Genomic DNA, 25,479 nt, shown 5'->3' on the forward strand with positions numbered 1-25,479 from the left:
GAATGGATGACGTAAAACTCGGACTTAAAGAAAACTGGAAACAGTTCAGTTTGCTGGTGTTGGTCAACGCCTTTGTAGGAGGTATGGTTGGTTTGGAACGCAGTATTCTGCCCGAGATCGCTGAAAAAGAATTTGAAATTGCCGCCACAACGGCAATTTTATCTTTTATAGTGGTTTTTGGAGCGGTGAAAGCGATTTCTAATTATTACGCCGGTGCCCTTGCAAATAAATTTGGTCGTAAAAACTTGCTGGTGCTGGGGTGGGTCTTTGCCATTCCTATTCCTTTTATTTTGATTTTTGCTGAAAACTGGAATTGGATCATTGCGGCTAACGTGCTGTTGGGAGTCAACCAGGGGCTCGCATGGTCCAGTACAGTAGTGATGAAAATAGACTTGGTAGGAGAGAAGCAAAGAGGTTTCGCGATGGGCCTGAACGAATTTGCCGGTTATTTCGCAGTTGCTGTAGTAGCCTTTTTAACCGGATGGATAGCGGCGGAATATGGGCTGAGACCTTACCCCTTCTACCTGGGCATAGGCCTGATGCTACTTGGCTTATTCTTCAGTAATTTCCTGATAAAGGATACCCGGCATCATGTAGCTAAAGAAGAGAATACCAGCGAGGTATCCCGCTTAAAAAATATTTTTAAGGAAACCACCTGGACTCACAAAAACCTTGGTTCTGTTAGTCAGGCCGGGCTTATAAACAACCTTAACGACGGGATGGCCTGGGGGCTTTTTCCTATCCTGCTTTCCCATAAAGGCTTTAACCTGGAACAGATAGGGATAGTGACCGCCCTGTATCCTGCGGTTTGGGGGATAGGCCAGTTGTTTACCGGAAAAATGGCCGATATCTTCAGCAAAAAGGATATGTTGTTTATAGGGATGTTGCTTCAGGCAATAGTACTGGTAATTTTGGTATGGGCAGAAACGATGACTCATTATGTAGTCCTTTCGGCGCTTCTGGGCTGGGGGACGGCGATGGTTTACCCAACCTTTCTGGCTACTATTGCCGAAAATACCCACCCGCAGGATAGAGCAAAGAGCATAGGAGTTTTTAGATTATGGCGGGATCTGGGCTACGCGATTGGAGCCATACTCACCGGGGTGATCGCCGATTTGGTGAGTACAGAGGCCGCAGTTATGCTAATAGGAATACTTACCCTAATCTCTGCCCTTATTATTTTATTCCGAATGGATTACAGGGATAAGGGGGCTATTAAGATCCTTGGCTGGTTTAATGGTTAAATATTGGTTAATATTAGGGTAGCGATAAATTAGGCTAAACAATTAGCTGAATTATTTTGTAACTTACAGTAGGTCAGATATTGTAACAAAAGTTACTGCTTAAGCCTTATGTTTTGTATATTTTTGCCACTGAAATTTTAATAATCCGGTTGGAGAAGTACCTTAACATTATACAGAATTCCTTTACAGGATATTTTAATTATCTGGTAGAGGAAATAAGCAATCCGGGCTGGACCAATTATTTTTATTGGCTCCTGCTCTTGTCCCTGGTGGTTTGGGTGCTGGAAATTTTTATTCCCTGGAGGAAGAATCAAAAGGTTTTTCGAAAAGGCTTCTGGCTGGATACGTTCTATATCATATTTAATTTTTTCCTGTTTTCCCTGGTTGGGTATAATGCGATCTCGAATGTAGCGGTGGAATTATTCAATGATTTTCTGGCTCTTTTGGGAATAAGTAATATCGTGGCCATCGAAGTGCAGAATTTCCCCGTTTGGGCGCAGTTGTTAATTATGTTCATTGTTGCCGATTTTATTCAGTGGAATGTACACCGGCAATTGCATAAGCGCTCCTGGCTATGGGAATTTCATAAAGTGCACCACAGCGTTAAAGAAATGGGTTTTGCAGCACAGTTCAGGTTTCATTTTATGGAGACCATCGTTTATAAAACCGTGCAATACATCCCGCTGGCGATGATAGGTTTTGGAATACAGGAATTCTTTGTGGTTCATATGTTCGCAGTTTTAGTAGGGCACTTAAACCATGCGAATGTGGGCTGGAGCTATGGGTTTTTAGGTTATATTTTCAATAATCCTAAAATGCATATCTGGCATCATTCAAAAGAACTCCCGGAGGCACACCCCTATGGAATGAATTTCGGGCTTAGCCTGAGTATTTGGGATTATTTGTTCGGGACGGCCTATATTCCGAAGGAAGGAAGAGATATAGAACTTGGTTTTGAAGGAGACAGTGATTTCCCTGAGGATTTCAAAAATCAGATGCTCTTTCCATTTAAGAAAAATAAACAATCACTAAATAATAATTAAACAGAAATTAAGATGAAGATAAAACAGTTTAAAGACGAGCCTTTAGCGCATTATTCCTATGCTTTAGTAAGTAACGGGGAGATGGCCCTGGTAGACCCAAGCCGAAACCCAATGCCTTACTATAAGTATGCTGAAGAAAACAATGCAAAGATCGTAGCGGTTTTTGAAACTCACCCTCACGCCGATTTCGTGAGTAGTCACCTACAGATTCATAAAGAAACCGGAGCGACTATTTACATTAGCGAAATGGTAGGGGTAAGTTATCCGCATACTGGTTTTGACGAGGGGCAGAGCGTAAAAATTGGAGGTGCGACTGTAAAACCATTGCATACTCCCGGTCACTCTCCAGACAGTTTGACCTTTATCGCAGAAGAAAATGGAGAAACTGCAATGTTTAGCGGGGATACTCTTTTTATCGGAAACGTAGGTCGTCCTGACCTTCGTGAGAAAGCGGGTAATATGAAAGCTAAGAGGGTAGAACTTGCTAAGGCTATGTATAAAACCATGCAAACCAAGTTCAATGATCTTCCAGACGATACGGTAGTTTATCCTGCTCACGGTGCCGGTTCACTTTGTGGAAAGAACATGAGTGATGCTTCTTCCAGTACCTTAGGAAACGAACGGCAGGGGAACTGGGCTTTTAAAGACCAGACTGAAGAAGAGTTCGTGGAAGAAATCCTTAAAGATCAGCCATTCATTCCGGCTTACTTCGGATTTAACGTAGATGTTAACCGAAAAGGAGCTATGAATGTCCAGAAAGCGAAATACAGTGTGCCGGTGAAACTTTTGGTGGAAAGCCTTGAAGATGACACCGTAGTGGTAGATAGTCGTGGCCGTGAAACTTACAGAGAGGGTCACCTTCCTCACACTATCAATATCATGGGAGTGACAGAAGAGGATAAGCTGGAGACCTGGTTAGGCGCCATTATCGCTCCTGAAGAACCATTCTATATGGTGGTGAAGAGTGTGGATGATATGGAAGATACTCTTGAAAGGATCGCTAAGATCGGTTATGAGCAACAAATGAAAGGTATTGTAACACTTTCAGAAAAAGTTTCTCTTACTACTCAAGCTTTCGATCACGAAGATTTCAAGAAGAACAGAGATAAGTATACTGTAGTAGATGTGCGCAACGAAGCAGAAGTTGAAACCGATGGAAAATTTATCGAAGGTTCTTTGAACATTCCTTTGAATGAACTAAGAAACAGAGCAGATGAAGTGCCAACCGATAAGCCTGTGGTAGTACACTGTGCCGGTGGGTTCAGATCTGCAGCCGGTAGTAGTATTCTTGAAAATAAACTTAAAGATGCTAAAGTTTTTGATTTCAGTGAAGAAATCGAAGAATATAAAGAAGCTGCAACTTCAAAATAATTAAGTTGAAGTTTATATAAAAAAAGTGGCTGTCCAAACGGGCAGCCACTTTTGTTTTTTAATAGCTCATTTTAATCATCTTCTTCATGAAGCCTGGCATTAGCATCGAATTCCAATTCAGTACCATTGGCTAATTTTACTTCATACCCATCGGCTTCTTTTTTATATTTCACCACTTTCACATCCTTGTGATTGGTGTTTAGGTAATTGGCGATGTCTTCTGGTAGAGCCTCCGGCCAGAACCCCTTCTTACTATCAATGCTGGTAGGGTGACCTTCAACATCGAATTCAATCTCGGTTCCGTCAGACATTTTAACCTCATACGCATCATCCTGGTCATCCAGATCTACATGCATATCCATAATACTTTCATTGGAAAAGTGCTCTGATAGCCAGGCGGAAATCTCTGCAGACACCTGCTCCTCTGTTTGTGCTACTCCTGAGCTCATTGCAAATACGGCAAGTAGCCCTGTTAAAATTAATTTTTTCATAATTCACCGGTTTTAGGTTCATTCTAAGTTAAGCTGATTAGAAAAGCCCTTGCTTTAATATTATGTGAATTCACGCTTTCTTAACAGTTGGAGAGAAGTAAAATCTTCCTGTAAAGCTATTCTTTAAAAGCTATATAGTTTTTCTATATTTACATCAGCAGCTTCAAATTCTATTTGAAAACCAATATATATGGAAAAAAAATTCAGCGTTAAGGTGAACGATTCTTTTGAATTCGAATTTACCCAGGACGAGATCAATGCTTTAGACACTCAACAGGTTTCCGTGAATAATTATCATATGCTAAGCGAAAACCGAAGCTTTAAGGGCACTATTGCCAAAGCCGATTTCCTAAACCGGGAATATCAGGTGAAAATTAATTCCAATAACTACCAGGTAAAGATTTCCAATGAGCTGGACCAGCTTATAGATAAGATGGGCCTAAGCCTGAGTTCTGCTTTGATGGTTAACGACATTAAAGCGCCAATGCCGGGACTAATTCTCGATGTGATGGTGAAGGAAGGTGATGAGGTGAAAGAAGGTGATTACCTGCTTGTGCTGGAGGCCATGAAGATGGAGAACACCCTTAGTGCCCCTCGGGATGGAGTAGTGAAAGCCATTTCAGTAGAAAAAGGCCAGGGCGTGGATAAGAATCAATTGCTTATTGAAATGGATTAGCTCCGGTGATAATAGAGGTGAAATAATTACAAAGTACAAGCAAGAAATGAAAAAAATATTAGTTGCCAACCGTGGAGAAATCGCTTTACGGGTAATGAAGACGATACAAAAAATGGGGATAAAAACCGTCGCGGTCTATTCTGAAGCCGATAGAAATGCCCCACATGTAAAGTTTGCCGATGAGGCTATTTGTATAGGAAAAGCTGCTTCCAGCGAATCTTATCTTAAAGCTGATAAAATAATTGAAGTCGCAAAGAAACTTGAGGTAGATGGTATTCATCCCGGTTATGGCTTTCTTAGTGAAAATGCCGAATTTGCAGAAGCTGTAGAAAAGGCGGGAATCACCTGGATTGGGCCGGGCTCAAAAGCCATTCGGATTATGGGAAGCAAACTGGCCGCCAAGGATGCGGTGAAAGAGTATGACATACCAATGGTGCCGGGAATAGACGAGGCCATTACCGATGTTGAAAAAGCAAAAAAAATAGCCAGCAAAATAGGGTATCCAATTCTCATAAAAGCCTCTGCCGGGGGTGGAGGAAAGGGAATGCGCATTGTAGAACGGGATAAAGACCTGGAAGACCAGATGAAAAGGGCTATTAGTGAAGCCGAGTCGGCATTTGGGGATGGGTCGGTATTTATCGAAAAGTATGTGACTTCTCCCAGGCATATAGAAATTCAGGTGCTGGCCGATACTCAAGGGAATATCATCCATTTATTTGAAAGGGAGTGCAGTGTGCAGCGAAGGCACCAGAAGGTGGTAGAGGAAGCACCATCGGTGGTGTTAGACTCCAAAATAAGAAAGCAGATGGGGAAAGCCGCCGTAAAAGTAGCCCGCGCCTGTGATTATGTAGGAGCCGGAACTGTGGAATTCCTTTTTGATGAAAATAAAAACTTTTATTTCCTGGAGATGAATACCCGCCTGCAGGTGGAGCATCCCGTAACCGAACTAATTACCGGAATCGACCTCGTAGAAGAACAAATAAAGATCGCCAGGGGAGAAAAATTAAGATATCACCAGGAAGACTTAACTATTAAAGGGCACGCGCTGGAATTAAGGGTTTATGCCGAAGATCCTATGGAAGATTTTATGCCAAGTGTGGGAAAACTTGAAAGATACCGAATGCCCGCGGGTCCTGGAATAAGAGTGGACAACGGATTTGAAGAGGGAATGGATGTGCCTATTTATTACGATCCCATGCTTAGTAAGCTTATCACTTACGGGAAAACCCGGGAAGAGGCTATTCAGTTAATGTTGAAAGCCATAAGCGACTATGAAGTAAAAGGGGTAAGCACTACACTTCCTTTCGGGAAGTTTGTTTTCGAACATGAAGCTTTCAGAAGCGGGAATTTCGACACCCATTTTGTGAAGAATTATTATTCAGCAGAAAAACTTCAGGAAGAGATAAGAGAAGAGGCCAGGCTGGCTGCTTTACTCGCTTTAAAACAATATATTTCCGATAAAAAACAATTGCGGTTACCGCTTACCTAAAGCTTTAGATAAGGCAGGTAACCGCTTGTGATTTAATTTTTTCTGAAGAATTTAGCTTCGTAAGTAGTGCTGTTGCCAACATTGTCGGTAACGATAAGCTTAAAATCATTTTCGGTTTCGGTAACCACCCCATCATCGAAATTGTGGGTAAGCGTGTTGTTTTTATATTCGTATTCCATTAGAATGAACTTTCCGTTAACCGTGGCCCGATAACTCTTTATTCCGGAGAGATCATCGGAGATCTTAAGCCTCAGGTCATTATTAGAGGAAATCCACTGCCCGTCACCGAAATTTACGGGAGTTATTTTCGGGGCGGTGACATCGGCGGCCAAAGTATATTCTCCAAAGGTTCTGATGCCTGTGGTGAAACGATCCCCCTTTTTGTAGGTTGAGGAGTAGAGAGGTCTTCCGCGGTAGCCTAAACGCGCGATAAATAGTTTTTCCCGGTCTTTGGGACTGTATTTACTTACATCAAATCCCAGGGTGATGTTTTTATGGATGGGAGTATCGTCGGTATGGAAATTTATTGTATCTCCTTTAAACTCAACATCGAGGTAAGTATTCTCATATAAACTTCCTGCAGGAATATAAAAGTCGATTCCGTTTTCTTCGGCAGCATAAGCCTGATTGGCGTTAACGAAATAATCGGTTTTATTTATTTTTTTAGGTTGAATTTCCCCGCTGTTTCGTCCGCGTATTGGGATCCTTATCAGTCTTTCATTTCCTGAGAAATCGGTCACCCTGATGGTGTAATTATAATCCAGGCTATCCTCTATATTCAGTTTTCCTTCGGAAATCACTTTGTCGTAAACACTCAGCGGGTTTCCGGGTTCTACGTAGAGTTTCTGAACCCTGCTTTTGTGATTAGCGTAGTATTCATAATCTATAAGCTGGTTGAGATGCCTGGTTTCAGAAAAAGAAAAGCGGTTAAACCTGAGCGCGAAGATATCGTCTCCATTTACCGAAGTTTCAACCTTATAGACGCCGTTTTTATTAGGAGCCATATCCTGCTGGTCTACCGTAGAAACCCCGAAGCCAATATTGCCGCAGGCATCGATCTTTTCGGTGGTATAACTCCCATCCTGTAAGGGGATGAGCCGTATTTTTTGTCTTTCAGCTGAATTGTTTACATGCGATTCTCCGTCAAGGGGATAGGCAAAAAGCGAATTGATGATTGGAGGACGTGAATCTTTTATTTGAACGCCAAAAAGTTTGGGGTTCATAGGGCGTTGATTGCCATCCCTAATTTCGTAGTGTAGGTGAGGGCCGCCACTGCCGCCAGTGTTTCCACTAAAGGCAATGAGTTCATTTTGAGAGACTTTAAGTTCCCCGGCTTCAGGGAAAAGTTCAATCTCATAGGTTTCGTTGGCGTATTGGCGTTTTTTTACATAGGCTTCAATTTCTGGAGAAAATTTCTGCAAATGCGCATATACTGTGGTGTAGCCGTTGGGATGCTGTACGTACAGGGCTTTTCCGTAGCCATAATGTTGAATATTTATTCGGCTCACATAACCTTCGGCAGTAGCGAGCACCTTTAGTCCCTGGCGGTGTTGGGTTTTGATATCCAGGCCGCTGTGAAAATGATTGGAACGTAACTCCCCAAAAGTACCGGAGAGCACAAGAGGAACCTCCAGGGGAGAAGAGAAATAATCTTCGGGGACACTGGGCTGGGTATAAAGGTTTAAGCCTGTTAATAATAAGCTTAGAATGGTGATAATTTTCATAAAATATTAGGTTAAGAATAGCAATTTCCTGGTGGTAAATTTAATCAAACTTTATGCAAAAAATAAAGCCTTAAGCCTTAATATGTTAGCTTCGGGTTTAGGTAAAATCTAAAATAGCAATAAAAAGTATTGGGATATTTCAAAGCGTATGTTAACTTTGTGGAAATAAGCATTAGATTGCGCTTTTATGAGTGAATTGACAGAAATAGTTGATAATCTTGAAAATAGAATCAGCAAGTTGCTTCATAAGTATGAAGCTTTGAGGCAAAACTTGGGTTCTCTTCAGGATGAAATGACCAGACTTACTTCTGAAAATACCCGGCTCAAGGAAGAACTTGAAAATTCTGGAGAACGGATTCAAACTCTTAAAGCAGCCAACGCGATGCTGGGCAGTAAAGATTACAAGACAGAAACAAAGCTCAAGATAAACAGCTTGATTAGAGAAATTGATCAATGTATTGTTCAATTATCGGAATAAATAGGCATCATGGATAAATTAAGAATTAAGATCTCCATTGCAGACAGGGTTTATCCCTTAACAATCGAGCCTCACCAGGAGGAAGGTTTGAGGAAGGCTGCAAAAAAGATCGAGGCCATGATAAAACAATTTGAGCAGAGTTATGCCGTTAGGGATAAGCAGGATGTACTGGCCATGTGTGCCTTGCAGTTTGCAGCCCAAACCGAGCAAAAAGATATAGAAGCAGCAGGAGATATGCAGGAAGCTGAAGAAAAGTTAAGATCGCTTAACGAGCTTTTGCAACAGCACCTGGCCTCTTAAAAAGTTCTTTAAATAAAATAAGGTTACTGCCTGTATTAGTGATTTTGAGAAACTCAACACGAATTCTTTAAGAAGGGTGAGTTTAAGTTGTAAAAGCGCGCCGTATCCCTCGGGAAAGCGGATTCTTGAGCAGCTTGTTAGCCCTAAACCTGATTTTAAAGAGTTTACTTCAAACCAATACTAATACAGGCTTTTTTTTTATATAAACATTCAACAATGGAAATCACTACTATAATTATAGGTTTGGTCTTAGGTGTAGCAATAGGCTATGCCATCGCAAAATTGCTGGAACGCAAGCAAGCCTCCCGCACAATTAAAAACGCCAAGAAATCGGCGGCCAATATCCTTAAGGAGGCAAAATCGGAAGGAGAGAGCATTAAAAAGGATAAGATCCTGCAGGCCAAAGAAAAGTTTATCGAGCTTAAGACAGAGCACGAGAAGGTGATCATGGGCCGGGATAAAAAGATTAATGAAACCGAAAAGAGAGTAAGGGATAAGGAATCCCAGGTTTCCAGCGAGCTTGCCAAAAACAAGAAGCTCAATAAAGAATTGGAAGAGAAATTAAAAGACTATTCCTATCGTACCGAATATCTTGAGAAGAAACAGGAGGAGATAGATAAGCTTCATAACAGCCAAATTCAGCAGTTGGAAGTTATTTCAGGTCTTTCGGCAGATGATGCCAAATCACAGCTTACCGAAGCCTTAAAAGATAGCGCAAAGGCCGATGCAATGGCCCTGATACAGGATACTGTTGAAGAAGCCAAACTCACTGCACAGCAGGAAGCTAAAAAAATCATTATTACTACCATCCAGCGTATAGGCACAGAAGAGGCCGTAGAGAACTGTGTTTCTGTGTTTAACCTGGAGAGCGATGATGTTAAAGGTAGAATTATTGGAAGAGAAGGGCGTAATATTCGTGCCCTGGAGGCTGCTACCGGTGTAGAAATTATCGTAGATGACACCCCGGAAGCAATTATTCTTTCATGTTTCGACTCGGTAAGAAGAGAAGTCGCCAGGTTGTCCCTTCATAAACTGGTAACCGATGGACGTATTCACCCGGCCCGAATTGAGGAAGTGGTGAAAAAGACCAGAAAACAAATTGAAGAGGAGATAATTGATATAGGAAAACGTACTGTTATTGACCTTGGTATTCATGGACTTCACCCGGAGCTTATAAAGATTGTGGGTAGAATGAAATACCGTTCTTCGTATGGCCAGAACCTCTTGCAACACTCTCGGGAAGTCGCTAAACTCTGTGGAGTTATGGCTGCTGAGCTCGGGCTAAACCCTAAACTTGCCAAGCGTGCCGGATTATTACATGATATTGGAAAAGTACCGGATACAGAAACCGAAGTTCCTCACGCTATTCTCGGGATGCAATGGGCTGAGAAATTCGGGGAGAAACCCGAGGTTTGTAATGCCATTGGAGCTCACCACGATGAGATAGAGATGAACTCCCTTCTTTCTCCAATCGTGCAGGTTTGTGATGCGATAAGCGGGGCCAGGCCAGGCGCCAGACGCCAGGTGCTGGATTCTTATATTCAGCGTTTAAAAGACCTGGAGGAGATCGCTTTCGGTTTCCCCGGGGTTAAGAAGGCTTATGCAATTCAGGCGGGTAGAGAATTGAGAGTTATCGTAGAAAGTGAAAAAGTGAATGATGAAAAGGCAACTAATCTTTCATTTGAGATCTCGCAAAAGATCCAAACAGATATGACTTATCCCGGACAGGTTAAGATTACCGTGATACGGGAAACACGGGCGGTCAATATCGCCAAGTAAAAAAATAATCAAAAAAAAAAGCCCTGCAATTGCAGGGCTTTTTTTATTATAAGAAGAAGTATTAAGCTTTATAATCGTCATCATCAAAAATGTTTTCATAGGAGTTGCCTTTTGTTACAAAGAATTCTCCTGTTACATACCGGAAATGTCTATCAAGGCCTGCAATTTCCGAAAGATCATCCTCGTCCAGATTTACTCCCATACTTTGAATGTTTTCAATGATCCGACCTTCGTTGGTTGATTTTGGAATTACAGCTGTGCCTCTTAATACGCTCCATTTTATGAGTACTTGCCCCGGGCTTGCCCCGTGTTTTTTTGCGATCTTTTGAATTACTTTATTTTCGAGAAGCGAAGGCTCGTTGGGAGCTTTTATGGCCTCATTTCGGTCGCCGCTGCCTAAAGGGGAATAAGCAGTGAGATTAATATCATGTTTGCTGCAAAATTCTAGCAATTCCGGTTGCTGAAGATAAGGATGCAGTTCCACCTGGTTCATTTCGGGAATGTCCTCTGTCTCTTCCATGAGTTCTTCCAGTTTCATGCTACTGAAATTTGAAACTCCAATATGCTTTACAAGACCCAGTTTTTTAGCCTCAATCATCATTTTCCAGGTTTCTATGATAGGAGCTTCTTCAAGGCTTAAATAATCCTCATCGTTTTCGGGAAAGCTAACGCCTCTTTTAAAGGCTACCGGCCAGTGAATGAGATACAGGTCCAGGTAATCCAGCTGAAGATCTTTGAGGGTTTCCTTTAAGGCAGGAATGACATCTTCTTTTTTATGGGCATCATTCCAAAGTTTGGAAGTAACCCAAACCTCTTCTCTTTTAATTTTTCCTTCTGAAAATATTTCTGTGAAGGCTTCCCCAATTTCAGCCTCATTGCCGTAGGTTGCGGCACAGTCTATATGCCTGTAACCGTTATTAAGGGCGATCTTTACCGCATTTCCCACTTCGCCTTTACCCGATTTCCAGGTGCCGAGACCTATTGCAGGCATTTCATCATTATTTTTAAACTTAAGTGTCCTCATTTAATTAAAATTTTATATTCTTTTATGTCGCCTTAATTTAATGATAATCCTGCGGAAAATCCTGTAATTTAAAGGCTTTAGCAGAAATTTAATATTCAGGCCCGTGGGTGAAATTGCTCTAACACCTGCCGCAGATGTTTGCGGTCTATATGCATATAAACTTCGGTTGTAGTAATGCTTTCATGACCAAGCATCTGCTGAATGGCTCTTAGATCGGCGCCGTTTTCAAGTAAATGAGTAGCAAAGGAATGTCTGAAGGTGTGCGGACTTATCTTTTTATTAATTCCGGCTTCTTCGGAAAGTCGGCGTACAATTGTAAAAATCATTGCCCGGGTGAGTTTATTCCCTCTCCTGTTTAAAAAAAGCGTGTCGCTGGCCTCTTTCTTTACCGGTAGATGTGGTCTCATCTCTTTCAGATAGATATTTATATATTTCTCGGTGTATGGAGACACGGGTACGAACCGCTGTTTGTTGCCTTTCCCGGTAACTTTTATAAAACCTTCCTCGAAATAGAGATCAGAGATTTGCAGGTTTACCAATTCTGAAACCCGAAGTCCACAGCCGTAAAGGGTTTCAAGGATAGCTCGGTTTCTTTCACCTTCGGCCTTTCCCAGATCTATGGCAGAGATTAGTCGGTCTATTTCTTCCGTAGAAATCACATCGGGAAGTTTACGGCCTGTTTTGGGGGCTTCAATCAGGTCCAGTGGGTTATCTTTTCTGTAATCTTCAAAAACAAGAAAATTAAAGAATCCCCGAAGTCCTGAAATCAACCTTGCCCTGGTACGCGGGTTAAGACTTTTAGCCATCTCGTATATAAAATGCTGTATGGTTTCTTCAGTTATATCAAGAGGGGAGAGTTTTATTTTATTAACTTCTAAAAAGTTGATAAGCTTTTGAACATCCAGGTTGTAATTCTGAATTGAATTATCTGAGAGTCCGCGTTCTAAGCGTAAATACAAGCAATAGTCTTCCAGGGCGCGGGTCCATTTCATGTGTTAAAGATAAAAACAATCGCGTAATAACTTAGTAATACTTTAGGCTTGCATAACATTTTATTAAGAAGTTGCCTCCTACATTTGCCCCTGTAACTAAAAAATCGAATGTGATGAAAAAATCAGTTTTAATTGCAGTATTAGCCGTGTTTGGTTTAACAACCACCGCCTCTGCACAGGAGTTTGTCTATTTTGGTGTAAAGGGAGGGGTTAATTTTTCTAATATGACCTCTGATGGTTTTGAAGATGAAAATAGCCGCACCGGATTTCATTTAGGGCTGCTTTCGGAAATCCCTTTAGGAGATCGTTTTTCCGTGCAACCCGAGGTGCTTTATTCTACCCAGGGGACCGAAGCTTATAATAGCAGTTTAGGCCAGGGAGAATATCAATTAGATTATGTTCATGTGCCTGTACTTGCCAAGGTATATCTAATCGATGGTTTATCGCTGGAAGCGGGTCCATCTTTTAACTTCCTGGTGGAAGAGGAGTATGAATTTGATTCAGGAGCCGGAGATGTTGAATTTGATACTGAGATGGGAAGCACCTTCGAATTTGGAGGAGCCCTTGGAGCTTCATATAAGTTCAATAACGGATTTTTCGCTTCTGCACGTTATACTCACGGTTTCACCGATGCTTTCGACAGTGATAACTGGGATGATGATGCCGTTAACAATAACGGGTTCCAACTTGGGGTAGGCCTAATGTTTTAAATCAGCTTATATCACACACCTATGAAAAGCTGTAAAGCGGGAGAGAGATCTTCCGCTTTTTTGGTTAAGGTTCCTACGGGTTTTTATGTAATATTAAGCTGAATATCAGGTTTTTGTATTAATCTCATTAAATTGATGTCTTAACCAGAAATTAAAATATTATGATGAAAAAATTACTTTTATTTAGCGCATTGATCTTTTTGGGTTTTAATCAAGTACAAGCCCAGGGAGAACTGAAATTAGGAATTAACGGAGGTTTGCCTGTAGGTGATGCCGAGGATTTCTCGAACTTTCAACTGGGAGCAGATATTGCTTACCTCTTTGGAGTGATGAATGTTATAGAAGTTGGCCCTATGCTTGGTTACTCCAGGTTTTTTGTGGAAGATATAGAAACCGGTTTTGGTGAATTGGATGCAGATGATATCAGCTTCCTTCCAATTGCCGCTTCCGGAAGATTGGGAGTAGGTATGGCTTTTTTGGGCTTAGATCTGGGGTATGCCATTAGCCTAATGGAAGATGGAGAAGGCGGGTTTTATTACAGACCAAAAATCGGGGTTTGCTTAGGTATTTTTTCTATAATCGGTTCTTACCAGGGGATAAGCAATAATGGTGAAAACCTCTCTTCGGTGAATGTGGGACTGGAATTTAAACTTTAAAAGCTTTTTAGGTATCTTAAAGAATATTAGATTGGGTAATTAAATTTTTTCGTTAATTGCAGGGAATAAACCTTCAATCTAATATGTTTAGAAATCTTTTTTTAACGCTGCTGGCATTGTTCATTTTTGAAAATGCCCGGAGTCAGGTTTTTAATTCTCCTTCTGTTAATTTATCCGTTCAGGCCGGGTATATAGCTATCGATCCATCCTTTTCTACTTTTTACTCTGAAGTTGGCGGTGAGTTTATCACCGGAGAAGCCGGCGTGTTTTTAGGGGTTAATTATAACTTAAGGCTTAACAGGGATTTCTCCATAGTTCCTGAAGTGAGTTTTATAAGCAATAAAGAATCCGTGCATTATCGCGTGGCTGGGTTGGTGGAATACCGTATCCCTTCAACCGGTTTATATGGGGTGGGAGGTCCACAGGTTAATATTTTAAGTGGTAATTCCTTGAATCCCTATGATAGAGCCGGTTTTGAACTAACCGGGGGGATAGGCTATGATATAAGTTCATCTTTCTACCTGGAAGGGCGATACTCCCACGAGCTTACCAACCGTTTAAAACCCGAGGATCCGTTTAGCAATAATGATTACTACCGGTTTCGCTCCTATTCAATAGGCCTGGGGTTTCGGTTTTAAAAAACAGAACTTTTTAAGAATGGAGAATTTTATTTCAGTTTAAGGAGGCGGAATAAATCTTTTGATATCTTTATCCTATGAAGATACTTATCATAAATGGTCCCAATTTAAATCTTCTTGGAACCCGCGAGCCCGATACATACGGAAATAAGAAATTTGAAGATTACTTTGCCGATCTGCAATTTAAGTTCAGGGAAGTTGAGTTATCCTACTTCCAATCTAATATTGAAGGAGAGCTAATAAATGAATTACACAAGGCAGTTGGGCAATTTGACGGCATAGTACTTAACGCCGCGGCTTACACTCATACCTCTGTAGGAATTGGAGATGCTGTAAAGGCTATTGAAGTTCCGGTAGTCGAGGTTCATATTTCCAACACGCATTCCCGAGAGGAGTTCAGGCATAAGTCTTTTATCGCTCCCGTGGCGAAAGGGGTTATTCTGGGCTTTGGGCTGAAAAGTTACGACCTGGCCATTCAAAGTTTTATCAACTCCTAAAAATGAAAAAAGCCTATATAAACTGGAGCAGTGGTAAGGATGCGGCTTTTGCGCTTTATAATGTCCAAAAGGAAGGCGAGTATGAAGTACAAAAACTTGTTTCTACAGTAAATATTGAAACAAATAGAGTTTCCATGCATGGGCTCCGCGTTGAATTGATGCAACAGCAGGCCGCTGCCATTGGGATTCCGCTTCAGCTTATTGAAATGGGTGGCAATGTGAGTATGCAAAGCTATAATGAGCTCATGGAGGTTGAAACCGAAAAACTCCTGGATGACGGATTCAACTACAGTATTTTTGGAGATATCTTTTTAGAAGATTTAAGGGAATACCGGGAAAAACAGCTTGGAGAGAAAGGCATTAAAGCGGTCTTTCCTCTTTGGAAAAAAGATACTACGCAAATGATGCAGGATTTCCTTGAGGCCGGTTTTAAGGCAATAGTTGTTTCCGTTAATGCTGCAAAATTAGATAAGTCTTTCTGCGGAAGATTGCTTGATGAAAGCTTTCTGAAGGATCTGCCTTCAGAGGTGGATCCGTGTGGAGAACACGGCGAATTTCACACTTTTGTTTATGATGGCCCTAATTTTAGTCAAGAAATAGCCTTTGAGGTAGGGGAGGTAGTAGAGAAAAATTATAGCTCTTCAGGAGATGAAGATGATGACTGTTTCAGGAATGATAAGGAAAGTTGGGATACCCGGTTTTTCTACTGTGATCTACTTCCAAAAAAATAACCCCGGCATTTTTGCCAGGGTTATTCAAAATAATTTATTTCAGTTTTATAGGTGAATCACTTCGTCGTAAGCAGCTGCTACGGCTTCCATCACGGCTTCACTCATTGTTGGGTGAGGGTGAACAGCCTTTAATACTTCATGACCTGTGGTTTCAAGTTTTCTGCCTAAAACAGCTTCAGCGATCATATCGGTTACTCCGGCGCCAATCATGTGACAACCTAACCATTCTCCATATTTTGCATCGAAGATAACTTTTACAAAACCATCTGATTTTCCTGCAGCTTTGGCTTTTCCTGAAGCTGAGAACGGGAATTTCCCAATTTTCAGTTCATAACCGGCTTCTTTTGCCTGTTTTTCGGTCATACCTACAGAAGCGATCTCGGGAGTAGCATAAGTACATCCGGGGATATTGCCGTAATCCAGAGGCTCTACTTCCATTCCCTTTATCTTCTCAACGCAAAGGATACCTTCGGCTGAAGCAACGTGAGCAAGGGCCGGTCCTTCTACAACATCTCCAATAGCGTAAATTCCGGATACATTGGTTTTATAGAACTCATCAACCACGATCTTATCCTTCTCGGTTTTTATGCCTAAGTCTTCCAGACCTATATTTTCGATATTGGATTTTATACCAACTGCAGAAAGTACAATATCGGCTTCAAGAGTTTCTTCCCCTTTCTTAGTTTTTACTTTAGCTTTAACGGTTTTTCCGGAAGTATCAACACTTTCTACTGAAGAACTGGTCATTACCTTAATCCCGGCTTTTTTCACGCTGCGTTCAAATTGCTTTGAAACTTCTTCGTCTTCCAGGGGAACTAGGTTGGGAAGGAATTCAACGATAGTCACGTCTGTACCCATCGCGTTATAAAAATGAGCGAATTCCACTCCAATGGCACCAGATCCAACCACAATCATAGACTTGGGTTGTTTCTCCAGGCTCATCGCTTCACGGTAGCCAATCACTTTTTTACCATCCTGCTTCAGGCTTGGTAGTTCACGGGAACGGGCACCTGTAGCCACGATAATATGATCTGCCTGGTATTCTTTAGTGTTTTTATCTTTATCTGTTACCGCAATTTTTTTACCCGACTTAAGTTTACCAAAGCCTTCAATAACATCAATCTTATTCTTTTTCATCAGGAATTGCACACCTTTGCTCATTCCGTTTGCCACCTCGCGGCTTCGTTTTATCACGGCTCCAAAATCCTTATCAGGATTTTCAAGTTTTAATCCATAATTATCGGCGTGTTTAAGATAGTCGAATACTTCAGCGCTTTTAAGTAAGGCTTTAGTAGGAATACATCCCCAGTTAAGACAAACCCCACCCAGACTTTCCTTTTCAACAATAGCGGTTTTAAAACCCAGTTGAGAGGCTCTAATGGCGGTTACATAACCCCCAGGGCCACTACCTAAAACAATAATATCATATTTACTCATAGTCGGAAATTTTTATTGCAGTTATAGAAGTTGCGAATTTAAGGAATAATAGCTTAAACTGAAAGTTTTAAAAGGGCTCTGTTACCCAGGAAATTACAAAAATAAAGGCTTACCGAGTTCGGTAAGCCTTTTTGATTTAAGTCAATGCAACAATACTACATCTGTATGTTTTTAACATCCTGTTCTTGCAGGTCTAATGCGTTCATTACCGCGTTGAAGTTGGCAACATCAATGCCGGTGTCTTCAGCAAAATCTGAAGGAACGATCACAAACCTAAAAACCTGGTCCTGGGTGAAGCCCGCGTCCAGGTTACTAAGATCAAAATTTCCATCAATGATAAGTTCTACATCCACATCGGTGTGGTTATACACATATTGGATTGTACCCTGATCCAGGAAAAAGTTTTGTGGAATCATACTCCAGGTTTCATAAACCTCGCCATCATCCTCAATAACTTCAAGCCTGTAAACCAGAATTGCATCTGAGGTTAGAATCTCCACATCATCTGGCAGCCCGATTATTGTGGAGTGATAGTTTACATCTCCAAAATAATCGAAATCCACATCCTCATATTCAAGAGTTTGTCCCACTATATTAACTCCTGGTTCCCCTTCAGGACCGGGAGGTCCCGGCGGGCCCTGGTCGCCATCACAGGCGGTAAATAAAAATGCTGTTACAAATAGTGCTGATAATAATTTTTTCATTTTGACAAGTTTTAGTTAGACAATTGCCCCGGAAGGGCTTCATAGGTGTTGATTGTTATTTTTTGAAATCCAGGCTAGCCGAATTTACGCAATATCGCTGACCGGTTTCTGTAGGTCCATCATCAAAAATGTGGCCAAGGTGACTTCCGCAGTTGGCACAAAGGATCTCGGTACGCAGCATCCCGAAGCTTTTATCCTGGACATATTCTATTTTTCCTTCAATGGCGCGATCAAAACTCGGCCAGCCACAACCGCTCTCAAATTTCGCATCGCTTTCAAAAAGTTTGGTATGGCAGGCAGCACAGTAGTACTCGCCTGCTTCGAAATGCATATTATATTTTCCAGTATTTGGCGCTTCGGTGCCTTTTTCCCGCAGAACCCGGTATTGTTCTTCCCCGAGTTCCTTTTTCCATTCTTCTTCAGTTTTCTCTATAGCGTATTTTTTCATATAAATATTTTTTGTCATTCCCACGCAGGTGGGAATCTTCTTTAATTATCTCATCCCGAAACCAGGATAAACTACGGTAGAAATCTCAATGATTCTATCATTTCCTTCCTCAAAAGCGGGATAATCTCCGGCAGAAATCTATTTTCCCTCCGGAACAAACTCCATAGCTAATCCGTTGATGCAATGTCTTTTTCCCGTGGTTTTTCTAGGACCATCCTTAAAGACGTGGCCTAGATGACCACCACATCGGGCGCAATGAACTTCGTTATCTTCATACCCATAAGAAGTTTTTCTTCCGTAGGAGACTGCATCTTCTATAGGCCTGTCAAAACTCGGCCATCCGGTACCGCTATCAAATTTATATTTTGTCTTGTAGAGCGGATTCCCGCAAGCAGCACATACAAAGGTGCCCGGTTCCTTAATATCGTTTAACGGACTCGTAAAGGCGCGTTCTGTTTCCCCTTTTCGAAGAATGCGATACTGCCCCTCGGAAAGTTCTGCTTTCCATTGGGCTTCGGTTTTGGTTATCTCATATTCCTGTGAAGTCTTGTCCTTTTTTTGAGCATTTCCATTGCAGCTGAAAAGCATCAGCGGAACGATAAAAACCAATAATTTTTTCATAGGTTTTTATTTTAAAGGTACAAAGATTAGTCTGTGAGGAACGTTGTGATTTTGTTAATTACCTGTTTGTCACCCAGAATCCGGCGGTGTCCCTGGCCTTCAGTAATCATTAACTCGCTGTTTTCCAGGGCCCGGTCTATTTCGTAGGCAGAACTTACGTGAACGTCTACATCTTGTTTATCGTGAATAACAAGAGTGGGTATCTTTACCGCTTCTGCAGAAACCGCTCCGGAATAATTATCCATGTCTTCTCCGAATTTTTCATCAAAATAAGCTTTCATCCTGTTGGCAATATCCTTATTCATGCCGAGATTTTCGTTGAATTCGCGGGTGATGTGGGTGACAGAATTAGCCGTACCAATAATAATGAGCTTATCGGTTTTCATTCCCTCCTTTATGGCCCGAAGGGAAGCCATACCTCCAAGAGAATGCCCTATAGCAGCATCAAAAGGTCCAAACTCTTTATCGAGAAAATGGATGCTTTCTATAAACTCTGTCATTATACTGGATTTTCCCGGGGCTTTTCCGTGACCGGGGGCATCAAAACTTATGGTGCTGTAACCGGCGTGTACTAAAGCTTCTGCGATATAGGAGAGTTGGGTGCCACGGCCACTCCATCCGTGTACCAGTAAGATCTTATGTGGGGAATCCCCATAATGGTAAACCACGATCTCCTTTCCGAAGGCCGGCACCTTCATTTTGGTTTGCACCGAATTACGGTCCATCTTTTTCTCCCTTTCCGGGAGTTTATATTTAAAAGGAGTAAGAAATAACTTTGCTGCAAAACGACTGGCCAGGAATGGAGAAGTATGCTTCAGTAGTCTGGCCGTAAAACGTATATAATTAGGAATAAGAAGTTGCTGTACCGACAGCTGATCTTTCTTTGATTTGGTCATTGGAATGCTAAATGAAAGTTTGCAAGTTACTAAATTTTAGTTTCATAATTCCTTATAAACACTGGGATATGGAGACGTGGTATTGTTTTTGAAATAAGTTATTTTGTTAAATGATGCTTAAAGCAAGGACCAGGGTTTTCTGGCTTTTGTAATTTTAACTAAACAAAACCAAATATTATGATACTTAAAAGAACTTTGATATGGGTAAGTGCAGCTATATTATTTGTTGGCTGTCAGACCAATCCTTTTACGGGAGAAAAAAACCTGAATTTTGTATCTAATGATCAACTTTTCCCGGCCTCATTTGAGCAGTACAATCAGTTTCTTTCTGAAAATGATGTTGTAACCGGTACTGCTGAAGCGAATATGATAAAAAGTGTAGGTAGTAAAATAGAAACTGCTGCCGAAAGATATTTAAATGCTAATGGTTACCAGGGCTTTCTGGAAGACTTTCGATGGGAATATAACCTGGTGAAGGATGATGCGGTAAACGCTTTTGCCATGCCAGGAGGGAAAATAGTTTTTTATACAGGAATTCTTCCTGTTGCTGAAACTGAAACCGGAGTTGCCGTTGTTATGGCACACGAGATCGCCCACGCCCTTGCCGATCACGGGGCTCAGCGTATGAGTGCAGCCCAGTTACAACAACTTGGAGCTGTGGCAGGAAGTATTGCGGTAAGTGGTAGAAGTCAGGAGACTCAGGAAATTTTCGCGCAGGCCTATGGCCTGGGAACCACTGTTGGAGTCATGCTGCCTTTTAGTAGAAAGCATGAAACAGAAGCTGACAGAATTGGATTAACCTTAATGGCTATAGCCGGATATAATCCCGATGAAGCTGCCGATTTATGGCGAAGAATGGCTGCCCAGCGTGATGGACAGGCTCCACCGGAGTTCTTAAGTACTCACCCTTCTAATCAAACAAGAATAAATAATCTTCAGAAGTGGGCGCCGGAGGCCAGAGCAGAAGCTAAGAAATATGGCGTTAGCTCTTTCCAATAAAAAATTATTCCGATTAAATATTAAAAAAGCTGCCGCAACCCGGCAGCTTTTTCTATTTTTAACCTGATGAAACCAGCAGCTGCTGGACCCAAAAATAGCAATACACAGAGGCTTGAATAAAAGCCTGTGCCTAATTTCCAAATTAGGTTAAAAATTATAAATACTCAGATGAAAAAATTACCGAAAGGGGATAAGAAATTACTTCACGCCTGGGCTTTTTATGATTGGGCAAATTCGGTGTATAGCCTGGTGATATCCTCGGCAATCTTCCCAATATTTTACGGAGCGCTTACCATTGTAAGAGATGTAGAGGGAAATAAATTAGATGATACGGTTCACTTTTTAGGCTTTGATTTTAATAACGATAGCCTTATAAGTTACGTAACTGCCGTGGCTTTTTTGGCTGTTTCTTTTCTGAGTCCGTTTTTATCAGGGGTCGCAGATTATATTGGAAATAAGAAGAACTTTATGAAGTTCTTTAATTACCTGGGGGCACTCTCATGCATTGGTCTGTTTTGGTTTGATCTGGACCATCTCTGGATAGGTTTATTATGCTACTTTCTTGCGCTTATTGGTTTTTGGGGAAGCCTTGTATTCTATAATTCCTATTTACCAGATATCGCCTTTAAAGATCAGCAGGATAAGATAAGTGCAAAAGGTTTTTCTCTCGGATATATTGGTAGTGTTATTTTACTCATAATCTGCCTTATTTTAATTCTTAAATATTCCTGGTTTGGTTTCGAAGATGAAGGCCTTCCAACCCGACTTTCGTTTATCCTCACCGGGCTGTGGTGGATGGGCTTTAGTCAATACACTTATTATTATTTACCCAAAGGGAATAAGCGTACAGGTATTCCCAGAAATGTGCTGTTTAATGGTTTTAGGGAATTAAAAAGTATCTGGAAAGCCATGAAACATAATCCTATGCTGAAGCGATACCTCGTTGCCTTCTTTGTGTATAGCATGGCCGTGCAAACCATTATGCTTATTGCTACTTATTTTGGAATTGAAGAACTGGATTGGGGAGAACAGGATCCTACCAGCGGATTGATAATTAGTATTCTTTTGATACAGTTGGTAGCTATAGCTGGTGCTACCCTTACCGCCCGTATCGCAGTTAAAATCGGAAACATTAAAACCCTTATTAGTATCAATCTAATCTGGATTAGCATTTGTGGTTATGCTTACTTTATTATAAGTCCACAACAGTTTTATTTAGCTGCAGCGGCTGTGGGGCTGGTTATGGGCGGAATCCAATCCTTATCAAGATCTACTTATTCCAAATTCCTTCCCGAAGACACAAAGGATACAGCCAGTTATTTTAGTTTCTACGATGTTTCAGAAAAAATAGGAATAGTGATAGGGATGTTTATGTACGGGATGGTCGCCCAAATTACCGGAAGTATTAGAGATTCCATTCTCTTTCTGGTCGTGTTTTTTATAGCGGGAGTATTTTTACTGATGCGGGTACCAAAAACAAATCCTGCGCCTTAACGCAGGATTTGCAAATTCCTTTTCATAGCAATAAGGAATAAAAATTATTTAGAAGTAATGTCGCCCGAACCCATTGTTTTGAAATCCTGTTTTTCGGGATTTCCTTTGTAATGGATATCTCCGGAGCCCATAATTTTAGCGTCCAGAGAAACAGAAGCAAAGACTTCTATATCCCCACTTCCCATTACTGTTGCTTTAACGTCTTCCGCTTTAAGATCGAATGCCTGGAAATCGCCTGAACCGGTTACCTTACATTCAAAGGAATTGGTTTTTCCACTTAGCATCGTGTCTCCCGAACCAGTGATGTTGCTTTCCAGAGAATCTACATCGAGATTCAGATTGAGGTTTCCCGAACCGGTTAGGCTGGTTTCAAACGAATTTGCCCTGATAGGGTCGGAATTCCAGAGATCGCCTGAGCCGGTAAGCTTCACTTCGTTAATATCCTTAAATGGAACGGTAACTTTGATAGATTTATTTTGCGATGGTGCCAGGTTAATTTTATCTGCCGGTCTAATCTTTAAGGTGCCATTTTTCACTTCGGTTATAATATGCTCCAACAAGTTGCTTTCGGCTTCCACCTTTATTTCTCCTTCTTTTCCTGCCACCAGTTCCACATCCATAGATCCAACGAGGTAAACTTCGTCATAATTGGAGGTACTGCGATTTTCAATAGTGGTGTTCCCGTTGCCTTTTACAGTTTCATTTTTCCAGAATTGAGCATTGGCTAAATTAAAACTGAATAAAAGACTTGCTAAAATTAAGATTGATCGTTTCATGATTTTTATTATTTGATTGATGAATTATTTACTTTTTGCTGAAGTGCACATTGGCATAGCTGGAATTAATGCTTACCAGGTTGCCCGATTTGCTCTCTAAGTGATACCCCTGAAGGCTCTTTTTTGTATTCTGGTCGTGGCGCTTCTGTACCTGTAGATCATCCAATCCCTGAACATCACCATAACTGGCCTCCACCTTAAAATTAAAGGGCTGATTTGCATCATAACCAATTTTTACTCCGGCATAATCACTATTAATTTTAATATTTTTGGTGCCAGTTACAATTTTCTCTATGCTAAGATTACCATAGTCTACGCTAAGATCGGCTGAGGTAAAGACCCTACCTATTTTGGTGCTCAGGTAATCGCCGTCCCCAATTAATCTCTTTACTTTTTCTACACTTATACTCCCATAGTCTGCACTGAATTCCAGGTTGCTTACCTTTTTTATTTTGGAAGTCGTATAGTCGGCGTTTATTTTTAGCCTTTCTGCTTCTTCAACTTCAAATTCGCTGTAGTCGGCGTTAATCTCAGCATTTTTAATGTAGCCAAATCTACTGTTTCGGGTATAGTCAAAATTAAGGTAATTGGAGTCACCTCTGAGTTCCAGGATATCTATCTTTCCGTAATCACAATAAATTCTGGAGTTGCCCAGGAGGCGATCTATATAGATTCCGCCGTAATCATTGCTAAGATCCATATTATTAGTTTCAGGGGCTCTTATCACGTAATTGATCTCCATATTCACATTGTTTGATCCGAAGAAAAGATTGCTCCACCAGGAGGAACTGTTGTTTCCCGATAAATGAGTTTTAGCACTAACTCCTGAAGAATTTTGATTAAATTCCACCTCTATTTCATCCAGTTTTTCCTGAACTTTTTCGGCGTCATTGCCATTGGTTTTGATAAAAACCTCAATCACCACTTTATTTTGATTCCAGGTAGAGATATCGATATTCCCGTAACTGTTGTCTACCTTTAAGTTCGAACTGGCCGATACACTGAATTCCCTGGAGATTTTCTTCTCTTTGGTGTGTTTTCCGCTCAAATCGTTATTACAGAAGGTCATGCCGGGGAGGAGAACCGCGGCAAGAATTAGTTTATATAATAGTGCTTTCATGACTTTGTGTTTTTAGGGATTTAATATTTTCAATTTGGGTTAATACATTATTCAATAGATCAATTCTTTGCTGAAAGTTGCTAATCATAGCATAAATAACCCGTTTGTCCTGCCCGCTGTTCACCAGGTCTTTTTTAAGTTTGGAATACTCTGTTTCCAGTTTTTCCATTTGGGTGAGAGCATCATTAATCATCGCCTCGGTTTCCGGAGTCTTTTCAGCTTCAATATTTTTCAATTCCTTCTGAATTACCGAGGTATAAAAATTCTGGGTTTCCTTCATTTCAGCAGAAACACTGGCCAGATCGCCTTTCCTCCCAGGTACATTATTCATATGAATATTTCCGAAGAGAAAAATTGCCAGGGCAATACTGGCTGCAATTCCCAGGAATGGCCCCCACAGGCTTCGTACTTTGGGTTCACGCCGGGTTTGTTTCTTAGACTGTTCTAATTTTTCGAAAAAGCGGTCCTTATGCCCGGCTTTGGGCTCCGCGGTATCGAAATTTAAGTCTTCGAAAAGCTCGGTTAATTTATCAGTTTTCATCTTTCAGCAATTTTTTTCTTAAGCTCTCTTTAGCACGGGAAATAGTCGTTCTGCAATTGGCATAAGAGATTTTCAATATTTCACAAATTTCATCGTAATCATATCCTTCAATTAGATGAAGCGTTAAGGCGATGCGGTAATTTTCCTTTAGCGAGTTTAAAGCCCGCATAATCCTTTTAACTTTTTCATCATTTGCGCTTTCTTCCAAATCAATTCCTTCACTTTCATCTGCTTCATTTTTCAATTCATCATTATAACTGAATTCGGTATACTTAGCATTTTTATTGAACGAATTAATACTCAGGTTTACCACAATCTTTTTGAGCCAGGCTCCAAAACTCGCCGTGCCTTTAAAACTCTCGATCTTTGTAAAAGCTTTTAAAAAAGCTTCCTGCATCAAATCTTCGGCTTCGGCGGTGTCTTTAACAATCCGCAAGCTGGTGTTATACATCGCTTTATAATAGCGATCGTAAATCTCCATTTGTGCCCGCTGATCGCCTTCCCGGCAACGCGAAACAAGATCGTCAATATGTGTGATGGTTGGTGTCAAAAAAAGTATCTTGTTTATAATAAAGATGGGTTTGAAATTGATTTGTTACA

General features: G+C 41.1%; 28 protein-coding genes and 1 other RNA gene. 16 read left to right on the top strand and 13 right to left on the bottom strand.

Annotated elements, in window-relative coordinates; translation table 11 throughout:
• Window positions 1-2: 2 nt before the first annotated feature.
• From BUW93_RS13145 to BUW93_RS13155, 3 genes are all read left to right on the top strand, one after another.
• Window positions 3-1,244, top strand: coding sequence for an MFS transporter (locus BUW93_RS13145; RefSeq protein WP_081212198.1), 1,242 nt, complete (start codon window positions 3-5; stop codon window positions 1,242-1,244).
• A 149-nt stretch (window positions 1,245-1,393) separates the two neighbouring features.
• A complete protein-coding gene (locus BUW93_RS13150; protein ID WP_081212244.1) occupies window positions 1,394-2,287 on the top strand; it encodes a sterol desaturase family protein in 894 nt (297 codons plus the stop codon).
• A 12-nt stretch (window positions 2,288-2,299) separates the two neighbouring features.
• Complete coding sequence (locus BUW93_RS13155; protein ID WP_081212199.1) at window positions 2,300-3,658, top strand: MBL fold metallo-hydrolase; 1,359 nt, start codon at window positions 2,300-2,302, stop codon at window positions 3,656-3,658.
• A gap of 71 nt (window positions 3,659-3,729) precedes the next feature.
• On the opposite strand, the gene BUW93_RS13160 is transcribed toward BUW93_RS13155, so the two are convergent.
• A complete protein-coding gene (locus BUW93_RS13160) occupies window positions 3,730-4,149 on the bottom strand; it encodes a PepSY-like domain-containing protein (protein ID WP_081212200.1) in 420 nt (139 codons plus the stop codon).
• Between the two features lie 190 nt (window positions 4,150-4,339).
• On the opposite strand from BUW93_RS13160, the gene BUW93_RS13165 reads away from it, so the two are divergent.
• Together BUW93_RS13165 and accC are read left to right on the top strand one after the other, a co-directional pair.
• Window positions 4,340-4,825 carry an acetyl-CoA carboxylase biotin carboxyl carrier protein subunit gene (locus BUW93_RS13165; protein WP_081212201.1) on the top strand — a complete coding sequence of 162 codons (486 nt, stop codon included), beginning with the start codon at window positions 4,340-4,342 and terminating at the stop codon, window positions 4,823-4,825.
• Window positions 4,826-4,871: 46 nt separating this feature from the next.
• Entirely contained in the window at window positions 4,872-6,314 is a 1,443-nt protein-coding gene (gene accC, locus BUW93_RS13170; protein WP_081212202.1) for an acetyl-CoA carboxylase biotin carboxylase subunit, read from the top strand.
• A gap of 32 nt (window positions 6,315-6,346) precedes the next feature.
• Here the strand turns inward: accC and BUW93_RS13175 are convergent, their stop codons facing one another.
• Complete coding sequence (locus BUW93_RS13175) at window positions 6,347-8,038, bottom strand: M23 family metallopeptidase (protein ID WP_081212203.1); 1,692 nt, start codon at window positions 8,036-8,038, stop codon at window positions 6,347-6,349.
• A gap of 187 nt (window positions 8,039-8,225) precedes the next feature.
• On the opposite strand from BUW93_RS13175, the gene BUW93_RS13180 reads away from it, so the two are divergent.
• The 4 genes from BUW93_RS13180 (at window position 8,226) to rny (ending at window position 10,595) form a co-directional block, all read left to right on the top strand.
• Entirely contained in the window at window positions 8,226-8,516 is a 291-nt protein-coding gene (locus tag BUW93_RS13180; RefSeq protein WP_081212204.1) for a hypothetical protein, read from the top strand.
• A 9-nt stretch (window positions 8,517-8,525) separates the two neighbouring features.
• Window positions 8,526-8,816, top strand: a complete 291-nt coding sequence (locus BUW93_RS13185; protein ID WP_081212205.1) for a cell division protein ZapA — start codon at window positions 8,526-8,528, stop codon at window positions 8,814-8,816.
• A 51-nt stretch (window positions 8,817-8,867) separates the two neighbouring features.
• A non-coding RNA gene (ssrS, locus tag BUW93_RS13190) (6S RNA) lies at window positions 8,868-8,982 on the top strand.
• A 50-nt stretch (window positions 8,983-9,032) separates the two neighbouring features.
• On the top strand, window positions 9,033-10,595 hold the full coding sequence (rny, locus tag BUW93_RS13195) for a ribonuclease Y (protein ID WP_081212206.1): 1,563 nt from the start codon (window positions 9,033-9,035) through the stop codon (window positions 10,593-10,595).
• Window positions 10,596-10,656: 61 nt separating this feature from the next.
• On the opposite strand, the gene BUW93_RS13200 is transcribed toward rny, so the two are convergent.
• Window positions 10,657-11,619: an aldo/keto reductase gene (locus BUW93_RS13200; protein ID WP_081212207.1), complete on the bottom strand. Its 963-nt coding sequence runs from the start codon at window positions 11,617-11,619 to the stop codon at window positions 10,657-10,659.
• A 95-nt stretch (window positions 11,620-11,714) separates the two neighbouring features.
• Window positions 11,715-12,611, bottom strand: a complete 897-nt coding sequence (gene xerD / locus BUW93_RS13205; protein ID WP_081212208.1) for a site-specific tyrosine recombinase XerD — start codon at window positions 12,609-12,611, stop codon at window positions 11,715-11,717.
• A 113-nt stretch (window positions 12,612-12,724) separates the two neighbouring features.
• On the opposite strand from xerD, the gene BUW93_RS13210 reads away from it, so the two are divergent.
• From BUW93_RS13210 to BUW93_RS13230, 5 genes are all read left to right on the top strand, one after another.
• The gene (locus BUW93_RS13210) at window positions 12,725-13,321 is read left to right on the top strand and encodes a porin family protein (protein WP_081212209.1); all 597 of its coding nucleotides are present in this window, start codon (window positions 12,725-12,727) and stop codon (window positions 13,319-13,321) included.
• A 161-nt stretch (window positions 13,322-13,482) separates the two neighbouring features.
• The gene (locus BUW93_RS13215; RefSeq protein WP_157893330.1) at window positions 13,483-13,977 is read left to right on the top strand and encodes a hypothetical protein; all 495 of its coding nucleotides are present in this window, start codon (window positions 13,483-13,485) and stop codon (window positions 13,975-13,977) included.
• Window positions 13,978-14,060: 83 nt separating this feature from the next.
• Window positions 14,061-14,615, top strand: coding sequence for an outer membrane beta-barrel protein (locus BUW93_RS13220; protein WP_081212211.1), 555 nt, complete (start codon window positions 14,061-14,063; stop codon window positions 14,613-14,615).
• 77 nt (window positions 14,616-14,692) lie between these two features.
• Window positions 14,693-15,112 (top strand): type II 3-dehydroquinate dehydratase, encoded by a 420-nt coding sequence (aroQ, locus tag BUW93_RS13225; RefSeq protein WP_081212212.1) that lies wholly within the window; start codon window positions 14,693-14,695, stop codon window positions 15,110-15,112.
• A gap of 2 nt (window positions 15,113-15,114) precedes the next feature.
• Window positions 15,115-15,843 carry a Dph6-related ATP pyrophosphatase gene (locus tag BUW93_RS13230; RefSeq protein WP_081212213.1) on the top strand — a complete coding sequence of 243 codons (729 nt, stop codon included), beginning with the start codon at window positions 15,115-15,117 and terminating at the stop codon, window positions 15,841-15,843.
• A gap of 45 nt (window positions 15,844-15,888) precedes the next feature.
• Here BUW93_RS13230 and lpdA read toward each other — a convergent pair whose 3' ends face one another.
• From lpdA to BUW93_RS13255, 5 genes are all read right to left on the bottom strand, one after another.
• A complete protein-coding gene (gene lpdA, locus BUW93_RS13235) occupies window positions 15,889-17,280 on the bottom strand; it encodes a dihydrolipoyl dehydrogenase (protein WP_081212214.1) in 1,392 nt (463 codons plus the stop codon).
• Between the two features lie 155 nt (window positions 17,281-17,435).
• On the bottom strand, window positions 17,436-17,984 hold the full coding sequence (locus BUW93_RS13240) for a dihydrolipoamide dehydrogenase (protein WP_081212215.1): 549 nt from the start codon (window positions 17,982-17,984) through the stop codon (window positions 17,436-17,438).
• Window positions 17,985-18,039: 55 nt separating this feature from the next.
• Window positions 18,040-18,432, bottom strand: coding sequence for a peptide-methionine (R)-S-oxide reductase MsrB (gene msrB / locus BUW93_RS13245; RefSeq protein ID WP_081212245.1), 393 nt, complete (start codon window positions 18,430-18,432; stop codon window positions 18,040-18,042).
• Between the two features lie 138 nt (window positions 18,433-18,570).
• Window positions 18,571-19,053, bottom strand: a complete 483-nt coding sequence (msrB, locus tag BUW93_RS13250; protein ID WP_081212216.1) for a peptide-methionine (R)-S-oxide reductase MsrB — start codon at window positions 19,051-19,053, stop codon at window positions 18,571-18,573.
• Between the two features lie 26 nt (window positions 19,054-19,079).
• Window positions 19,080-19,949, bottom strand: a complete 870-nt coding sequence (locus BUW93_RS13255; protein WP_081212217.1) for an alpha/beta fold hydrolase — start codon at window positions 19,947-19,949, stop codon at window positions 19,080-19,082.
• Between the two features lie 177 nt (window positions 19,950-20,126).
• Between BUW93_RS13255 and BUW93_RS13260 the strand changes: the two genes are divergently transcribed.
• Window positions 20,127-20,948, top strand: coding sequence for a M48 family metallopeptidase (locus BUW93_RS13260; protein WP_081212218.1), 822 nt, complete (start codon window positions 20,127-20,129; stop codon window positions 20,946-20,948).
• 168 nt (window positions 20,949-21,116) lie between these two features.
• A complete protein-coding gene (locus BUW93_RS13265; RefSeq protein ID WP_081212219.1) occupies window positions 21,117-22,442 on the top strand; it encodes an MFS transporter in 1,326 nt (441 codons plus the stop codon).
• A 44-nt stretch (window positions 22,443-22,486) separates the two neighbouring features.
• Here BUW93_RS13265 and BUW93_RS13270 read toward each other — a convergent pair whose 3' ends face one another.
• Genes BUW93_RS13270 through BUW93_RS13285 form a run of 4 tightly spaced genes read right to left on the bottom strand, consistent with a single transcriptional unit; the run spans window position 22,487 to window position 25,429 of the window.
• The gene (locus BUW93_RS13270) at window positions 22,487-23,218 is read right to left on the bottom strand and encodes a head GIN domain-containing protein (RefSeq protein WP_081212220.1); all 732 of its coding nucleotides are present in this window, start codon (window positions 23,216-23,218) and stop codon (window positions 22,487-22,489) included.
• Window positions 23,219-23,246: 28 nt separating this feature from the next.
• Window positions 23,247-24,338, bottom strand: coding sequence for a DUF4097 family beta strand repeat-containing protein (locus BUW93_RS13275; protein ID WP_081212221.1), 1,092 nt, complete (start codon window positions 24,336-24,338; stop codon window positions 23,247-23,249).
• Entirely contained in the window at window positions 24,319-24,879 is a 561-nt protein-coding gene (locus tag BUW93_RS13280; protein ID WP_081212222.1) for a hypothetical protein, read from the bottom strand. Before BUW93_RS13280 ends, BUW93_RS13275 begins: the two co-directional genes overlap by 20 nt.
• Window positions 24,869-25,429 carry an RNA polymerase sigma factor gene (locus BUW93_RS13285; protein WP_081212223.1) on the bottom strand — a complete coding sequence of 187 codons (561 nt, stop codon included), beginning with the start codon at window positions 25,427-25,429 and terminating at the stop codon, window positions 24,869-24,871. Before BUW93_RS13285 ends, BUW93_RS13280 begins: the two co-directional genes overlap by 11 nt.
• Between the last annotated feature and the right edge of the window lie 50 nt (window positions 25,430-25,479).

This window comes from Salegentibacter sediminis, from assembly GCF_002078605.1.
GTDB classification, from domain to species: Bacteria; Bacteroidota; Bacteroidia; order Flavobacteriales; family Flavobacteriaceae; genus Salegentibacter; species Salegentibacter sediminis.

Excerpts from the sequence above, each read along its gene's own strand:
- BUW93_RS13260 (WP_081212218.1), top strand. The coding sequence starts at position 20,127 with ATGATACTTAAAAGAACTTTGATATGGGTAAGTGCAGCTATATTATTT.
- BUW93_RS13240 (WP_081212215.1), bottom strand. The coding sequence starts at position 17,984 with ATGAAAAAATTATTATCAGCACTATTTGTAACAGCATTTTTATTTACC.
- BUW93_RS13145 (WP_081212198.1), top strand. The coding sequence starts at position 3 with ATGGATGACGTAAAACTCGGACTTAAAGAAAACTGGAAACAGTTCAGT.
- BUW93_RS13270 (WP_081212220.1), bottom strand. The coding sequence starts at position 23,218 with ATGAAACGATCAATCTTAATTTTAGCAAGTCTTTTATTCAGTTTTAAT.
- BUW93_RS13165 (WP_081212201.1), top strand. The coding sequence starts at position 4,340 with ATGGAAAAAAAATTCAGCGTTAAGGTGAACGATTCTTTTGAATTCGAA.
- BUW93_RS13265 (WP_081212219.1), top strand. The coding sequence starts at position 21,117 with ATGAAAAAATTACCGAAAGGGGATAAGAAATTACTTCACGCCTGGGCT.
- BUW93_RS13220 (WP_081212211.1), top strand. The coding sequence starts at position 14,061 with ATGTTTAGAAATCTTTTTTTAACGCTGCTGGCATTGTTCATTTTTGAA.
- aroQ (WP_081212212.1), top strand. The coding sequence starts at position 14,693 with ATGAAGATACTTATCATAAATGGTCCCAATTTAAATCTTCTTGGAACC.
- rny (WP_081212206.1), top strand. The coding sequence starts at position 9,033 with ATGGAAATCACTACTATAATTATAGGTTTGGTCTTAGGTGTAGCAATA.
- BUW93_RS13215 (WP_157893330.1), top strand. The coding sequence starts at position 13,483 with ATGATGAAAAAATTACTTTTATTTAGCGCATTGATCTTTTTGGGTTTT.
- xerD (WP_081212208.1), bottom strand. The coding sequence starts at position 12,611 with ATGAAATGGACCCGCGCCCTGGAAGACTATTGCTTGTATTTACGCTTA.
- BUW93_RS13180 (WP_081212204.1), top strand. The coding sequence starts at position 8,226 with ATGAGTGAATTGACAGAAATAGTTGATAATCTTGAAAATAGAATCAGC.
- BUW93_RS13210 (WP_081212209.1), top strand. The coding sequence starts at position 12,725 with ATGAAAAAATCAGTTTTAATTGCAGTATTAGCCGTGTTTGGTTTAACA.
- BUW93_RS13175 (WP_081212203.1), bottom strand. The coding sequence starts at position 8,038 with ATGAAAATTATCACCATTCTAAGCTTATTATTAACAGGCTTAAACCTT.
- BUW93_RS13280 (WP_081212222.1), bottom strand. The coding sequence starts at position 24,879 with ATGAAAACTGATAAATTAACCGAGCTTTTCGAAGACTTAAATTTCGAT.
- BUW93_RS13230 (WP_081212213.1), top strand. The coding sequence starts at position 15,115 with ATGAAAAAAGCCTATATAAACTGGAGCAGTGGTAAGGATGCGGCTTTT.
- lpdA (WP_081212214.1), bottom strand. The coding sequence starts at position 17,280 with ATGAGTAAATATGATATTATTGTTTTAGGTAGTGGCCCTGGGGGTTAT.
- BUW93_RS13255 (WP_081212217.1), bottom strand. The coding sequence starts at position 19,949 with ATGACCAAATCAAAGAAAGATCAGCTGTCGGTACAGCAACTTCTTATT.
- BUW93_RS13160 (WP_081212200.1), bottom strand. The coding sequence starts at position 4,149 with ATGAAAAAATTAATTTTAACAGGGCTACTTGCCGTATTTGCAATGAGC.
- accC (WP_081212202.1), top strand. The coding sequence starts at position 4,872 with ATGAAAAAAATATTAGTTGCCAACCGTGGAGAAATCGCTTTACGGGTA.
- BUW93_RS13275 (WP_081212221.1), bottom strand. The coding sequence starts at position 24,338 with ATGAAAGCACTATTATATAAACTAATTCTTGCCGCGGTTCTCCTCCCC.
- BUW93_RS13185 (WP_081212205.1), top strand. The coding sequence starts at position 8,526 with ATGGATAAATTAAGAATTAAGATCTCCATTGCAGACAGGGTTTATCCC.
- BUW93_RS13155 (WP_081212199.1), top strand. The coding sequence starts at position 2,300 with ATGAAGATAAAACAGTTTAAAGACGAGCCTTTAGCGCATTATTCCTAT.
- msrB (WP_081212245.1), bottom strand. The coding sequence starts at position 18,432 with ATGAAAAAATACGCTATAGAGAAAACTGAAGAAGAATGGAAAAAGGAA.
- BUW93_RS13200 (WP_081212207.1), bottom strand. The coding sequence starts at position 11,619 with ATGAGGACACTTAAGTTTAAAAATAATGATGAAATGCCTGCAATAGGT.
- msrB (WP_081212216.1), bottom strand. The coding sequence starts at position 19,053 with ATGAAAAAATTATTGGTTTTTATCGTTCCGCTGATGCTTTTCAGCTGC.